Genomic DNA, 12,807 nt, shown 5'->3' with positions numbered 1-12,807 from the left:
TTTCAAATCTTTGCGAGCGGTGCGACATATTGCCGAAACGCGAACGCCGCCCGAAGGCGGCGCTCTTGTTCAGTTTGCAGACCGAGAGATCAGAATTCTTCCCAGCTCTGGTCGACCGCGGCGTTGCCGTTGAAGGCGCGGGCAACGCTGCCCATGGCGCGGCGGGCTGGCGAGGCAACGGGGCGGTGCTCCTCGTAGCGGGCGACGGCAACGGGCGCCGCATGCTGCGCGTTCGACACCTTGAAGCGTGAGATCAGGCGCACGAGGCTGTCTGCTTCCGACGACAGCTTGTGGGTGGCCGCCGAGGTTTCCTCGACCATGGCGGCGTTCTGCTGCGTCACCTGGTCCATCTGGTTGACGGCGGTGTTGACCTCCTTGAGACCGGTCGACTGCTCCTTGGCGGCCGTGGCGATCGAGTGGATGTGGTCGTTGATGGCGTTGACGCGGCGCTCGATCTGCGAGAGCGCCTCACCGGTTTCCTGCACCAGCTTGACGCCGATCTGGACTTCGCCGCCGGACTTGGTGATCAGGCCCTTGATATCCTTGGCGGCTGTTGCCGAGCGCTGCGCGAGTTCGCGAACTTCCTGGGCGACGACGGCAAAGCCCTTGCCCGCTTCGCCGGCACGCGCGGCCTCGACACCGGCGTTGAGCGCCAGCAGGTTGGTCTGGAAGGCGATCTCGTCGATGACGTTGATGATCTGGCTGATTTCGCGCGAGGCCTGCTCGATGCGGCCCATGGCATCGACGGCGTTGCGAACGACAACGCCCGACTTGCCGGCATCGTCCTTGGCCTCGGAAACCATGACGCTGGCTTCCTGGGCGCGATCGGTCGAGTTGTTGACGACGGCGGTGATCTCGTCCAGCGCGGCCGAGGTTTCCTCAAGGGCAGCCGCCTGCTGTTCGGTGCGCTTGGAGAGGTCGTCGCTGGCGGCGCGCAGTTCGTTGGTGTTGCCGTGGAAGCCCTCGGCGGTCTCGCGCACTTCGCGCATGGTCGATTGCAGCGTGGCGAAGGTGCTGTTGACGTTCTTCTGCAGCTCGGCGAAGGCGCCCTGGAAGTTGCCGCGCATGGTCTGCGTCAGATCGCCTTCAGACAGGCTCGCGATAACACGGCGGGTTTCGCCGACGCCGCCATCGACGCCCGAGAGCAGCTGGTTGATGTTGCTGGCGAACTGGTTGAGATTGTCGTCCTGGTAATCCTTGTCGATCCGGCGCGAGAAATCGCCGGCGGCAGCGGCGGCCACGACGACGGACATGCTCGACTGCAGGTCGTCGCTCTTGGCGCGCATGGCGGCTTCCTGGGCGTTCATGCGGCGAACGGCGAGGCCATTCTCCTTGAACACCGCGACGGCAGCAGCCATTTCGCCGATCTCGTCGTTGCGGCCGGGGAAAGGAACATCGGTGTCGAAGTTGCCGTCGGCGACGTTCTTGATCGCCTCGGTGACCTTCTTGATCGGACGCGAGAGATGGATGGTGCCGACATAAAGGCCCATGCCGATGCCGGCCGCGATGCCGAAGCCGGTGATGCCGAGAACCAGCCAGAGAACCGAGGTGCGGAAGCTTTCGACTTCCTGGTTGACGGCGTCGAGCGTGGCCTTGTCGGTGGCGACGATCGCGTCGATCTCGGCCTGGAAGGCCTTGCGGTTGGCGCGGTTGGCGTCGTTGTTGCCCTGCTCGTTGGCGGCCTGCGGGCTGACCTCGGTGCCGAGGCGCGCGGTTTCGGCGCGGAAGGTGCGGAATTCGGCCGAGCGGGCCTTGAGCTTGTTGAACGCATCCATCTGGTTGTCGGGAACCAGCGGCGTCCAGGATGTGATGGTGGCGTCGATCTGGTCGAGTGCTGCGAGCAGACCCTTGGCGAAGCTTGCGGCGTCCTTTGTCGAGGCAGCGCCATAGATGCCGCGCGCTTCCATGACGGTCGCGGTCACGTAGCGGTTCAGGCGCTCGCCGGAATAGGCGCGGCTGGCGGCATCCTCATAGGCGGAGAGATTGTTGTTGTAGCGCTGCACGGCCCAAAGTGCGGTCGCGCCGATAACCAGCGCGACACAGGACATGGCGCATACGAGTATGTTGATCTTGCCTCGGATTTTCAAAGGATCCCCCCAATAAGACTAGAGGCCGAAAACTGGATGCCCGGCCGTTAGATCAAATTGCGCTAAAACAATTAATGTTGAATTTCCGATATTTTCGCCGGCTACTATAAAAAATCATCCATGAACGATGGTTGCCGACGCGATTTTTTGCGCGAAAAACGCACAGAGGCTGGATAAGCGCACGTTTGGGCTGCGGAAACGGAATAAAATGATAGCGGCCGCGATGTGCGCCCGACGGCGCAATCATTAACAGCATCTGCTAATTTTCACACCCAAGAGGCGAGCAGAGCGGATTCTCCCTGCGATAATTGACTTTCGCGACCTTCGTCCGTATAAGCCGCCGCACGTCCGGTCATATAAGGCTTTTTGAGCCTCCCGCCGTTCGAAAAACAACGCTCCTTGCATTATGCAAATTCAAGAAGGGCCGCACTCCGCGGTGATTAAAATAAATGAAGCGTACTTACCAACCTTCCAAGCTTGTTCGCAAGCGTCGTCACGGTTTCCGTGCACGTATGGCTACCAAGGGCGGCCGTAAGGTCATCGTTGCTCGTCGCGGCCGCGGCCGCAAGCGTCTTTCGGCCTAAGGCCGGAAGTGCCCGATCAGATGACGGGCGATCCGACGACCAAAGATCCCAAAATAACTGCCGGGCGGCTGAAAAGCCGCCCGCAGTTTCTTGCTGTTCGCAATGGCGAAAAACGCAGGGGTGGATTCTTCCTTCTCGAGGTGCTCGACAGGAAGGAACCCGATACCGAAGCCCGCGTCGGCTTCACCGTCACCAAGAAGCATGGCAACGCGGTTGAAAGAAACCGCATGCGTCGGCGCCTGAAAGAGGCGGTACGGCTGCATGCAGGGTTTGCAATGAAGCCCGGACACGACTATGTGGTTGTCGCGCGAAGGGACGTGCTCCAAGCATCCTTCCATCAATTAGCCGCTGAGCTTACGGCTCGCGTCGAGACGAAGCCGAAACACAAGCGGTCCGGAGACGGCCGCCCCAGGAACGTATGATGCAAAACAACCGCAACTACTTCATTGCGATCGCTCTCTCCGTGCTGATCGTTCTCGGGTGGCAATTCCTTTACATGAATCCGCGCATCGAAGCGCAACGCAAGGCCGAGCTTGCCCAGAAGGCACAGCAGACGACCCAGCAGACGCAGACGCCGGCAGCGAATGGCGCGCAGACGAATGGCGCTGCTCCGACCGGCCAGGCGCCGGCGACCACGTCGCTGGCCGATGCCCTTGCCAAGAACCCGCGCGTCATCATCGACACGGCAGCGCTTTCCGGCTCGATCAACCTTGCCGGCGGCCGCCTCGACGACCTGAAGCTCAAGGGCTACCACGAGACAGTGGATGACTCGAGCCCGATCATCACGCTGTTCAGCCCGTCGGAAACCAAGGACGGCTACTTCGCCGAACTCGGCTACATCGGCGACGCCGCGACCGGCAACGTCCCCGGCCCCTCGACGCTCTGGACGGCTCCCGAAGGCGCGAAGCTGACCGAAAAGACCCCGGTCACGCTGACCTACACCAATGACAAGGGCATCACATTCGCCCGCACGATCTCGGTCGACGAACGCTACATGTTCACGATCACCGACAAGATCACCAATGCCGGCCAGGCACCTGCGGCGCTGTCCTCCTACGGCCGCGTGACGCGCTACAACAAGCCCGCCGTCGCTTCGACCTACGTGCTGCACGAAGGCTTCATCGGCGTGATCGGCGAAGACGGCCTGATCGAGAGCAAGTATGCTTCCGTCGAGAAGGAAGCCGTGACGCCGGCAACGGCGACTGGTGGCTGGCTCGGCATCACCGACAAGTACTGGGCCGCGACGATCATTCCGCCGCAGACGACCGCCTACGACGCCCGCTTCAGCCACTTCACCGATGGCCAGCCGCGCTTCCAGGCCGACTACAAGCAGAACGCCGTCACCGTCGCGCCTGGCCAGTCGCTCGAACTGAAGAACCTTGTCTTTGCCGGCGCCAAGGAAGTTCCCGTCATCGACGGCTACGAGGCAACCTACCAGATCCCGCGCTTCGACCGCCTGATCGACTGGGGTTGGTTCTACTTCCTGACGAAGCCGATGTTCAAACTGATGGACTTCTTCTTCCGTTACTTCGGCAACTTCGGCGTCGCGATCCTGATGACCACGATCGTCGTCAAGGCGCTGTTCTTCCCGCTCGCCAGCAAGCAGTACGCTTCGATGGCGAACATGAAGCGCGTGCAGCCGAAGATGGAAGAGCTGAAGGCGAAGTTCGGCGACGACCGCATGGGCCTACAGCAGGCGACCATGGCGCTCTACAAGGAAGAGAAGATCAACCCGATCGCCGGTTGCTGGCCGATCGCGCTGCAGATCCCGATCTTCTTCTCGCTCTACAAGGTGATCTACATCACCATCGAGATGCGCCACGCGCCGTTCTTCGGCTGGATCCAGGACCTTTCGGCGCCCGATCCGACCTCGTTCATCAACCTGTTCGGCCTGCTGCCGTTCGCCGCTCCGACCTTCCTGCATCTCGGCGTATGGCCGCTGATCATGGGCGTCACGATGTTCCTGCAGATGCGCATGAACCCGACTCCGCCGGATCCGACGCAGGCGATGATCTTCAACTGGATGCCGCTGGTCTTCACCTTCATGCTGGCAAGCTTCCCGGCCGGTCTGGTCATCTACTGGGCCTGGAACAACACGCTGTCAGTCATCCAGCAGGGCGTCATCATGCGCCGCCACGGCGTGAAGATCGAGCTCTTCGACAATCTGAAGGGGCTGTTCAAGCGAAAGCCGGCGCCGACAGAGAAATAGCAAAAAGCCCCGGTTCGCCGGGGCTTTTTCTTTTGTGGCACCGGGATGCTTCTCGCGACAATCAGGCCTGCCGGTTGACAAAATCGCCCGAAACCTGAATGCCATAGGTTCACTGGAATTGGACGCGCTGGAAAAGGCCGAATGACCGACAATAAAGACAAGCCGCTCTTCGGCCGCCCCTGGATCTTCATCCGTGGCGTGCCCTCCCTGAAGTTCCTGCCGCCGGAAGGGCCGGCCGAGGTGGCCTTTGCCGGCCGCTCGAATGTCGGCAAGTCGTCGCTGATCAACGCGCTCGTCGGCCAGCATGGTCTGGCGCGCACCTCGAACACGCCGGGGCGTACGCAGGAACTGAACTATTTCGTGCCCGAGGGCTATTCCGGCGAGGCCGGCGATCTGCCGCCAATGGCGCTGGTCGACATGCCGGGCTACGGCTACGCCAAGGCGCCGAAGGAGCATGTCGATGCCTGGACCAAGCTGGTGTTCGACTATCTGCGCGGTCGCGCGACGCTGAAGCGCGTCTATGTGCTGATCGACAGCCGCCACGGCATCAAGAAGAACGACGACGAGGTTCTCGACCTGCTCGACAAGGCCGCCGTCTCCTATCAGGTGGTGCTGACCAAGACCGACAAGATCAAGCCGCCGGCGGTGGTGAAGCTGCTTGCCGAGACGGCCGAGAAGATCAAGAAGCGCCCCGCCGCCTATCCCGGGATCATCGCTACCTCGTCCGAAAAGAGCGAAGGGCTGGACGATCTGCGCGAGGCGATCGCGCTCACCGTGGGCGCCGATCACTGGAAGTGAGGTGGAGGCGCCCCAGTGGTGTTGACAGGGCGCCCCCGTTTGCTGCCTGAACTCAAGATTACATCTTCGGCAGCAAGACCTTGTCGATGACGTGAATGACGCCGTTCGACTGCTTGACGTCGGCGATCGTGACATGGGCAACGCCGCCGCTTTCGTCGGTCAGCGTGATCTTGCCCATGTCTTCCTTGGCCTTCAGCACGCAGCCGCCGACCGTCTTGATGTCATGCTCGCCGCCATCGTCCTTGATCATCTTGGCGACGGTCTTGGCCATGGCATCGGCAGCCACCACGTGGCAGGTGAGTATCTTGGTGAGCTTGGCCTTGTTCTCAGGCTTCAGCAGCGTATCGACGGTGCCGGCGGGGAGTGCGGCGAAAGCTTCGTTGGTCGGCGCGAAGACCGTGAACGGACCCTTGCCCTCGAGCGTCGAGACCAGGCCGGCTGCCTTGACGGCGGCGACCAGCGTCGTGTGATCCTTCGACTTCATGGCATTCTGGACGATGTTCTTGGTTGGATACATGGCGGCGCCACCGACCATCGGGTTCTTGGCCTGCGCGGCAAAGGCGATTGCGGATACGGCGACTGCAAGGGCTGCCGTGCGCAGTGCGGACTTGATCATGACTGTTCTCCTCATCCGTCCGCTCGCGGGTCGCCGGCTGAATGCATCAGCGTCGCTGGGACATGAGGATCTACGGAAGGTTGCCAGAAAAAGTTTCAGCCGATCTTACGGCCGGTGCGCGGCACCGCTTGCAACGACGGGGCCGGTCGGCGCGCCCGTCGGCGAGCCGCCGAAGGGTTCGAGGCTGACCGCGAAGCTCGTGCCCTCGCCGATGGCGGAACGCATGTCCACGGGGATGACCAGTTCGCCATCGCCGCCCTCTCCCGCCGCGAAGATGCCGAGCGACTTCGGCGTGCCGCCTTCGGGCAACAGCCACAGCTCGAGCGACTTCTCCTCCGGCTTGCCTGCGGCGACCGGAATGATCCGCATCCGGCCGGTTTGGGCCTCATAAGACGCCAGCAGATTGACCTGGCTTGCAGGTCCCGACAATTGCGCGACCAGCGGCGGGACGGTCGGCTTCAGCGGCGATACCGTCGCGACCGTCAGCGACAGGGCAGCCGACGTGATGACGAGCGAGACGGCGGCGAGACAGCGCCAGAAGAAAAGGGAATTCCAGACACCTCTACCCGGCACGGCTGCCTGCTGCGGGGTGCCGAACAGGCGGGCTTCGACCTGCTTGAAGGTTTCCTGGCCGGGGGTGACGGCGTCATAATCATCATTGAAGGTGGAGAGGTTCGCCTCCCAGCGGCTGACGATCGCGGCGAACTGCCGGTCGACCCGCATGCGGTCCTCTACGACACGCCGATCCTGGAAAGAGAGAACACCGAGAACATACTCACCGGCGAGTACCTCATCGCGGGAGCGACCTCCCTTGCTTTGATCGGACGACGTCATCGTTCCAGGCACTCTCTCAGCTTCAATAGGCTGCGCCGCAGCCATGTGCGCATCGTGTTCAGGGGCACGCCGAACTCACCGGCCAGTTCCTGATAGCTCAGCCCTTCGACATAAGCCCGTCTGACCGCCACCGCACGATCAGCTTCCAACTGTTCCATGCAGGTGTCAATCCGCCTTCCTTCATCGCGGATCACAGTTGTCGCTTCCGGATCAAGTTGGCTGTCTGCGAGATCATAGGCGCTGTCCAATTCGTCGGCTACCGGCTTGCGGCTTCTGAGCGTATCGATCGCCTGGTTGCGCGCGATCGCCGCAAGCCAGGACGAAGGCGTTCCCGAAGAGATCGCAAAGGCGGAAGCGCGTTGCCAGACCTTGATATAGACCTCTTGCAATGCTTCCTCCCCCTCCGTCTTGTCCTTCAAGATACGCAGGCAGATCGCAAAAAGTTTCGGGCTTGTTTCACGGTACAGAGCCACGAAAGCCTTTCGGTCGCGCATTGCAACCCGGCCGATCAGTTCGGCGATTTCCTCGCTCGTCATGCCGTGTCTCTTCCCCAATGTCCTACCCTAACTATGGGTGTTCGCTCACGCTTGGCAAGACGGCGGGGTGTGGGCAAATTGCGCGAACTATCGGGCCATTGATTATTCCATCTGTCAAAAACTTGGGATAAAAGGCCGCAACCATTTTTCTGCGGGGTATCCGATGACCGAGACCGAAAGCGAAATCCAGGCACGGCTGCTGGCGCAGGCGCTGCCCTTCATGCAGCGTTACGAAAACAAGACGATCGTCGTGAAATACGGCGGCCATGCCATGGGCAATCCCGAGCTCGGCAAGGCCTTTGCCAGCGATATCGCGCTTCTGAAGCAGTCGGGCGTCAACCCGATCGTCGTGCACGGCGGCGGCCCGCAGATCGGCGCGATGCTGACGAAGATGGGTATCGAATCGAAATTCGAAGGCGGCCTGCGCGTCACCGACGCCAAGACGGTCGAGATCGTCGAAATGGTTCTCGCCGGCTCGATCAACAAGGAAATCGTCGCGCTGATCAACCAGACGGGCGAATGGGCGATCGGCCTTTGCGGCAAGGACGGCAACATGGTCTTCGCCGAAAAGGCGCGGAAGACCATCAAGGACCCCGACAGCAACATCGAGCGCGTTCTCGACCTCGGCTTCGTCGGCGAAGTGGTTGAAGTCGACCGCACGCTGATCGACCTTCTGGCCCGCTCGGAAATGATCCCCGTCATCGCCCCGGTTGCTCCGGGCCGCGACGGCGCGACCTACAACATCAATGCCGACACGTTCGCAGGCGCCATTGCCGGCGCGCTCAACGCGACGCGCCTCTTGTTCCTCACCGACGTTCCCGGTGTCCTCGACAAGCAGGGCAACCTGATCAAGGAACTCTCGGTCTCGCAGGCCCACCAGCTGATCGCCGACGGCACGATCTCCGGCGGCATGATCCCGAAGGTCGAGACCTGCATCGACGCGATCAAGGCCGGCGTGCAGGGTGTCGTCATCCTCAACGGCAAGACCGCGCATTCCGTGCTGCTCGAGATCTTCACCGAGCGCGGCGCGGGTACGCTGATCGTTCCTTAGGGGCGGTCGTTTTTCTGTTGCGGTCGGGGTGAAGTCCCCTCCCCAACCCCTCCCCACAAGGGGGAGGGGCTTGCTGGGCGCACCCTCCCCACTAAGGCGAAGCCTCTCAACGAACTTTAGTTGTGCGAGTTTTCGCGGACGTTGCCACGACTTAGCCCCTCCCCCTTGTGGGGAGGGGTTGGGGAGGGGTCTACCTCATAGCGTCCCGTAAACCGCCGCGGCTGCCTCTTTCAGCTTCTCCATCATCGCCCGATACGGCCCCGGCCCATAGCTGACACGGCTGACACCAAGCTCCGCCAGCATCTTCACATCAGGCGCGCCCGGCCGCATCATGATATTGACAGGCAGCGGCGACGCGGCGCAGATCTTCTCGATCAAGGCTTCATCGATCAACCAGGGCACAAAGAAGCCATCGGCACCGGCGGCGGCATAAGCCTTGCCACGCTCCAGCGCCTCCTCGACTAGACCAGCATGCTTGGCAAGATCACCTTCGCGCAAGAACAGGTCGGTGCGCGCATTGATGAAGAACGCGATGCCGCGGCGATCCGCCATCTCGCGGATGGCGCGGATGCGGGCGGCCTGTTTCTCGACCGGATGCAGCCCGTCACCACCCACCACCTGATCCTCGAAATTGATGCCGATCGCGCCGGCATCGAGCAGCTTTTCGACATTGGCGGCAGCGCGTAAGGGATCGGTGGAATAGGCGCCCTCGAAATCGACGGAGAGCGGCAGATCGTTGACCGCGGTGATCTGGCGGGTGGTTGCGACCAGCGCCTCCATCGGGATTTTCTCGCCATCGCCATAGCCCTGCGCGGCGGCGACCGACCAGCTGCCCGTCGCCAGCGCCTTGGCGCCCGCCTCGGTCACGGCCTTTGCCGTTCCCGCGTCCCACACATTGTAGAGAACGACGGGATTGCCCTTCTGGTGTAGCGCGCCGAACGTCTTTGCCTTTTCAGCCTGATTCATCTTCGCCTCCTCGTTTCTTGTGCCGGAAAACTAGTGCGATCACGTCAGGCGATCAATCGGCCGGCGTGAATGGTCGCATTCCGGATTTCAATCGAAGGCGACGCGTGGCATAAGGCAAGGATGAGCAAGATCGATCGCACGCCCACCCATTCCGACTTCTCGCATGTGACAGAGTGGGTCTTCGACCTCGACAACACACTCTATCCGCATCACGTCAATCTGTTCGCGCAGATCGACAAGAACATGACGGCCTATGTCTCGACGCTGCTGCAGATGGAGCTGGACGAGGCGCGCAAGCTGCAGAAGCAGTATTATTACGATCACGGCACGACGCTGCAGGGGCTGATGATCCACCACGGCGTCGATCCCAACGACTTCCTCGAGAAGGCGCATGCGATCGACTATTCCAGCCTGACGGCCCAGCCGGAACTGGGTGCCGCGATCAAGGCGCTGCCCGGCCGCAAGTTCATCTTCACGAACGGCAGCGTCAAGCATGCGGAGATGGCGGCCGGCGCGCTTGGGATTCTCGACCATTTCGACGATATCTTCGACATCGTGGCCGCCGAGTTCGTGCCGAAGCCGGCGCAGCAGACCTATGACAAGTTCACCCAGCTGAAGCGCGTCGAGACGCAGAAGGCTGCAATGTTCGAGGATCTGCCACGCAACCTGATCGCGCCGAAGGCGCTTGGCATGCAGACCGTTCTGCTGGTGCCCAACAATCTCGAGGACACTGTCGTCGAGTGGTGGGAAAAGACCAGCGGCGAGGACGATCACATCGACTTCGTGACTGACGATCTTACTGATTTCCTTGGCAAGATTACGCCCAATATTACCGGCTAAATTACGAAAGTTTCATCCAGCTTACCGATGTTTAACTGGGTAATCGGGCTTGTCCGCCATACCTTTTCGTCTGTGATCCCCAATGAGATTGCACACTGAAAGGAACCCAAATGTCTCGGAACAAGCTGATACTGGCCGCACTTTCCTCCGTCTTGATTGTCGGTACCGCAGCCGGCAGCAGTTTTGCCGCGCCCGGCGACAAGCACAAGCATCCGCCAAGGCCACACCACGCGATGATGGGCGGCGGAATGCGCGGGCCGGTGATGCGGGAAGTCGTCTTCGTGCGCATGCTGCAGCAGTTCGACACGAACAAGGATGGCCAGATCTCCAAGGACGAAGCCCAAAAGGGCATGGAAGCGATCTTCGCGGCGATCGACACCAACAATGACGGCTCGCTGACACCGGGCGAAATCCGCAAGTATCACGAAGCGCAGATGGCCAAGATGAAGGCGCCTGCCGAAGACATGGCGGCCGATGACGAAGCCCCGCCCGCCCCGCCGCCGGCCGATGCCGACGCAGGCCAGCCCGCACCGCCGCAGGACGAAGCCGGTCGTGGCCCAGGCCGACACGGCATGCGCGGCCCAGGCATGATCCGCGAACTCCTGATCATGCAGCGCATCGACACGGACGAGAACGGCCAGATTTCCAAGCAGGAAGCCGAAGCCGCCTTCGAGAAGTTCTTCACGCGGATGGACACCAACAAGGACGGCGTCATCTCGATCGCCGACATGCCGCAGCGCCCATTCCTGTAAAAACGGGCTCGCGAGACGGGAACCGATAGACATCCGAGCCCGCCGCGACGATCGCGGCGGGCTTTTTCGTCTGATTGAAATACCCAAGTTGTTGGGTTATTCTTTCCACATGGTCAAGAACAAGATCACCGACGCCGAACTCGCGCAGGCAAAGCAGCGCTGGGAGGCGGAGCGCGCCGAGCGACCGATACCCGCATCAGTTCGCTTCGATGCCGCTTCGGAGCGCATCATCCTCGATTTCACCAATGGCGCATCGTTTATCTTCCCTGCGCGGGCTTTACAGGGACTGGAAGAAGCGACCGTGGCCGAGCTTGCGGAAGTCGGATTGCTTGGAGAGACCGGCCTTCACTGGGAAAGCCTTGATGCCGACTACCCGTTTTCAGGTCTGATGAACGGCGTGTTCGGCACCAGGAGTTTCATGGAAGCGCAACGCCGTGGCGGGCAATCCCGCTCGCCCGCGAAGGCGGCCGCAAGCCGGGCGAACGGCGCCAAGGGCGGCCGGCCGAAGAAGGCCGGCGACGCCCCCTGAGCGCACCCTATTCCGGGTGTTCGTAGAATTCCTGGATGATCTTCCAGGCGGCGTCGGCGGTGTCGACGAAGCTGATCAGGTCGACGTCATCGGGCGCGATCGTGCCGAATTCGGCCAAAGCCTCGAAATTGATGATGCTCTTCCAGAATTTTTCGCCGAAGAGGATGAGCGGCATCTTTTCCATGCGGCCGGTCTGGATCAGCGTCAGGCATTCGAAGAACTCGTCCATCGTGCCGAAGCCGCCAGGGAAGACGGCAATCGCCTTGGCGCGCACCATGAAATGCATCTTGCGGATGGCGAAGTAGTGGAAGTTGAAGCTGAGCTCCGGCGTCACGTAGACATTCGGCGCCTGCTCGTGCGGCAGCACGATGTTGAGGCCGATCGAGGGCGCGCCCTCGTCGGCAGCACCCCGGTTGCCTGCCTCCATCACACCCGGGCCGCCGCCGGTGACGACGACGTACTCGTGGAAATCGAAGCCGGCCGCGTATTTCGAGCACAGGCGGGCGAACTTGCGCGCTTCGTCGTAATAAACGGATGCGGCTTCCAGATTGGCGCGCTGCGTGTCGTTGCGGGCCGCCCAGGCGCTCTGGCCGGGCGCCGGAATGCGGGCGCCGCCGAACATCACGACAGTCGACTTGATGCCGCGCTCGGTGAGCAGCATTTCCGGCTTCATCAGCTCCAGTTGCAACCGGATCGGCCGCAATTCCTCGCGGCACAGGAAGTCTTCGTCGGCATAAGCAAGGCGATAGGCCGGCGACAGGGTCTGCGGCGTTTTCGGCACGGCTTCGGCGCGCTGCTTGTCGGTCTCGCTTGATTTCAACGGATCCCAGACGCCGTCCTTGCGCCGCAGTCTGCCGTTTTTCGCCTTTGCCATTCCAATGCCTTTCAGTCCTGCCGGCAGTGCAGCCGGTATGTCGTTTTGTAGCAGTGATCGGGAGCCGAACGGTCCCGAAAAATCATTCCATTTTAGCCCTGCATGCGATAGAGCAGATCGCATCCCGCCAA

Annotated in this window: 14 protein-coding genes; 8 read left to right on the top strand and 6 right to left on the bottom strand. The window is 61.6% G+C overall.

What is annotated here, in order from left to right:
* Positions 1 to 89: 89 nt before the first annotated feature.
* Complete coding sequence (locus tag D460_RS0109185) at positions 90 to 2,087, bottom strand: methyl-accepting chemotaxis protein (protein WP_026282955.1); 1,998 nt, start codon at positions 2,085 to 2,087, stop codon at positions 90 to 92.
* Positions 2,088 to 2,536: 449 nt separating this feature from the next.
* Between D460_RS0109185 and rpmH the strand changes: the two genes are divergently transcribed.
* The 4 genes from rpmH (at position 2,537) to yihA (ending at position 5,678) form a co-directional block, all read left to right on the top strand.
* Positions 2,537 to 2,671 (top strand): 50S ribosomal protein L34, encoded by a 135-nt coding sequence (rpmH, locus tag D460_RS34995; RefSeq protein WP_065689331.1) that lies wholly within the window; start codon positions 2,537 to 2,539, stop codon positions 2,669 to 2,671.
* A gap of 20 nt (positions 2,672 to 2,691) precedes the next feature.
* Positions 2,692 to 3,093, top strand: coding sequence for a ribonuclease P protein component (rnpA, locus tag D460_RS34990; RefSeq protein ID WP_081619887.1), 402 nt, complete (start codon positions 2,692 to 2,694; stop codon positions 3,091 to 3,093).
* Positions 3,093 to 4,880, top strand: coding sequence for a membrane protein insertase YidC (yidC, locus tag D460_RS0109175; protein ID WP_018898246.1), 1,788 nt, complete (start codon positions 3,093 to 3,095; stop codon positions 4,878 to 4,880). Before rnpA ends, yidC begins: the two co-directional genes overlap by 1 nt.
* 141 nt (positions 4,881 to 5,021) lie before the next feature.
* Complete coding sequence (yihA, locus tag D460_RS0109170; RefSeq protein ID WP_018898245.1) at positions 5,022 to 5,678, top strand: ribosome biogenesis GTP-binding protein YihA/YsxC; 657 nt, start codon at positions 5,022 to 5,024, stop codon at positions 5,676 to 5,678.
* Positions 5,679 to 5,736: 58 nt separating this feature from the next.
* On the opposite strand, the gene D460_RS0109165 is transcribed toward yihA, so the two are convergent.
* The 3 genes from D460_RS0109165 to D460_RS0109155 form a co-directional block, all read right to left on the bottom strand.
* Positions 5,737 to 6,294, bottom strand: coding sequence for a fasciclin domain-containing protein (locus tag D460_RS0109165; RefSeq protein ID WP_018898244.1), 558 nt, complete (start codon positions 6,292 to 6,294; stop codon positions 5,737 to 5,739).
* A 105-nt stretch (positions 6,295 to 6,399) separates the two neighbouring features.
* The gene (locus D460_RS0109160; RefSeq protein WP_018898243.1) at positions 6,400 to 7,128 is read right to left on the bottom strand and encodes an anti-sigma factor; all 729 of its coding nucleotides are present in this window, start codon (positions 7,126 to 7,128) and stop codon (positions 6,400 to 6,402) included.
* Entirely contained in the window at positions 7,125 to 7,664 is a 540-nt protein-coding gene (locus D460_RS0109155; protein ID WP_018898242.1) for a sigma-70 family RNA polymerase sigma factor, read from the bottom strand. Before D460_RS0109155 ends, D460_RS0109160 begins: the two co-directional genes overlap by 4 nt.
* A gap of 163 nt (positions 7,665 to 7,827) precedes the next feature.
* On the opposite strand from D460_RS0109155, the gene argB reads away from it, so the two are divergent.
* A complete protein-coding gene (gene argB / locus D460_RS0109150) occupies positions 7,828 to 8,715 on the top strand; it encodes an acetylglutamate kinase (RefSeq protein ID WP_018898241.1) in 888 nt (295 codons plus the stop codon).
* Positions 8,716 to 8,910: 195 nt separating this feature from the next.
* Here the strand turns inward: argB and D460_RS0109145 are convergent, their stop codons facing one another.
* Positions 8,911 to 9,681 (bottom strand): isocitrate lyase/phosphoenolpyruvate mutase family protein, encoded by a 771-nt coding sequence (locus D460_RS0109145; protein WP_018898240.1) that lies wholly within the window; start codon positions 9,679 to 9,681, stop codon positions 8,911 to 8,913.
* 120 nt (positions 9,682 to 9,801) lie between these two features.
* On the opposite strand from D460_RS0109145, the gene D460_RS0109140 reads away from it, so the two are divergent.
* From D460_RS0109140 to D460_RS0109130, 3 genes are all read left to right on the top strand, one after another.
* Positions 9,802 to 10,521, top strand: coding sequence for a pyrimidine 5'-nucleotidase (locus D460_RS0109140; RefSeq protein WP_026282954.1), 720 nt, complete (start codon positions 9,802 to 9,804; stop codon positions 10,519 to 10,521).
* Between the two features lie 110 nt (positions 10,522 to 10,631).
* Positions 10,632 to 11,273 carry an EF-hand domain-containing protein gene (locus D460_RS0109135; protein WP_018898238.1) on the top strand — a complete coding sequence of 214 codons (642 nt, stop codon included), beginning with the start codon at positions 10,632 to 10,634 and terminating at the stop codon, positions 11,271 to 11,273.
* 109 nt (positions 11,274 to 11,382) lie between these two features.
* Positions 11,383 to 11,802, top strand: a complete 420-nt coding sequence (locus D460_RS0109130; RefSeq protein WP_018898237.1) for a DUF2442 domain-containing protein — start codon at positions 11,383 to 11,385, stop codon at positions 11,800 to 11,802.
* A gap of 7 nt (positions 11,803 to 11,809) precedes the next feature.
* Here the strand turns inward: D460_RS0109130 and D460_RS0109125 are convergent, their stop codons facing one another.
* Positions 11,810 to 12,676, bottom strand: a complete 867-nt coding sequence (locus D460_RS0109125) for an LOG family protein (RefSeq protein ID WP_018898236.1) — start codon at positions 12,674 to 12,676, stop codon at positions 11,810 to 11,812.
* Positions 12,677 to 12,807 lie beyond the last annotated feature (131 nt).

Origin of the sequence: Rhizobium sp. 2MFCol3.1 (assembly GCF_000377565.1) — a bacterium.
In the GTDB taxonomy this organism is placed as follows: Bacteria; Pseudomonadota; Alphaproteobacteria; order Rhizobiales; family Rhizobiaceae; genus Rhizobium.
The sequence above is the reverse complement of the archived record's forward strand: the minus strand, read 5'-3'. Positions and strand labels throughout refer to the sequence as shown.

Bases quoted from the DNA above. Each gene is read 5' to 3' on its own strand.
- rpmH (WP_065689331.1), top strand. From the start codon at position 2,537: ATGAAGCGTACTTACCAACCTTCCAAGCTTGTTCGCAAGCGTCGTCAC.
- rnpA (WP_081619887.1), top strand. From the start codon at position 2,692: ATGACGGGCGATCCGACGACCAAAGATCCCAAAATAACTGCCGGGCGG.
- yidC (WP_018898246.1), top strand. From the start codon at position 3,093: ATGCAAAACAACCGCAACTACTTCATTGCGATCGCTCTCTCCGTGCTG.
- yihA (WP_018898245.1), top strand. From the start codon at position 5,022: ATGACCGACAATAAAGACAAGCCGCTCTTCGGCCGCCCCTGGATCTTC.
- D460_RS0109165 (WP_018898244.1), bottom strand. From the start codon at position 6,294: ATGATCAAGTCCGCACTGCGCACGGCAGCCCTTGCAGTCGCCGTATCC.
- D460_RS0109160 (WP_018898243.1), bottom strand. From the start codon at position 7,128: ATGACGTCGTCCGATCAAAGCAAGGGAGGTCGCTCCCGCGATGAGGTA.
- D460_RS0109155 (WP_018898242.1), bottom strand. From the start codon at position 7,664: ATGACGAGCGAGGAAATCGCCGAACTGATCGGCCGGGTTGCAATGCGC.
- argB (WP_018898241.1), top strand. From the start codon at position 7,828: ATGACCGAGACCGAAAGCGAAATCCAGGCACGGCTGCTGGCGCAGGCG.
- D460_RS0109145 (WP_018898240.1), bottom strand. From the start codon at position 9,681: ATGAATCAGGCTGAAAAGGCAAAGACGTTCGGCGCGCTACACCAGAAG.
- D460_RS0109140 (WP_026282954.1), top strand. From the start codon at position 9,802: ATGAGCAAGATCGATCGCACGCCCACCCATTCCGACTTCTCGCATGTG.
- D460_RS0109135 (WP_018898238.1), top strand. From the start codon at position 10,632: ATGTCTCGGAACAAGCTGATACTGGCCGCACTTTCCTCCGTCTTGATT.
- D460_RS0109130 (WP_018898237.1), top strand. From the start codon at position 11,383: ATGGTCAAGAACAAGATCACCGACGCCGAACTCGCGCAGGCAAAGCAG.
- D460_RS0109125 (WP_018898236.1), bottom strand. From the start codon at position 12,676: ATGGCAAAGGCGAAAAACGGCAGACTGCGGCGCAAGGACGGCGTCTGG.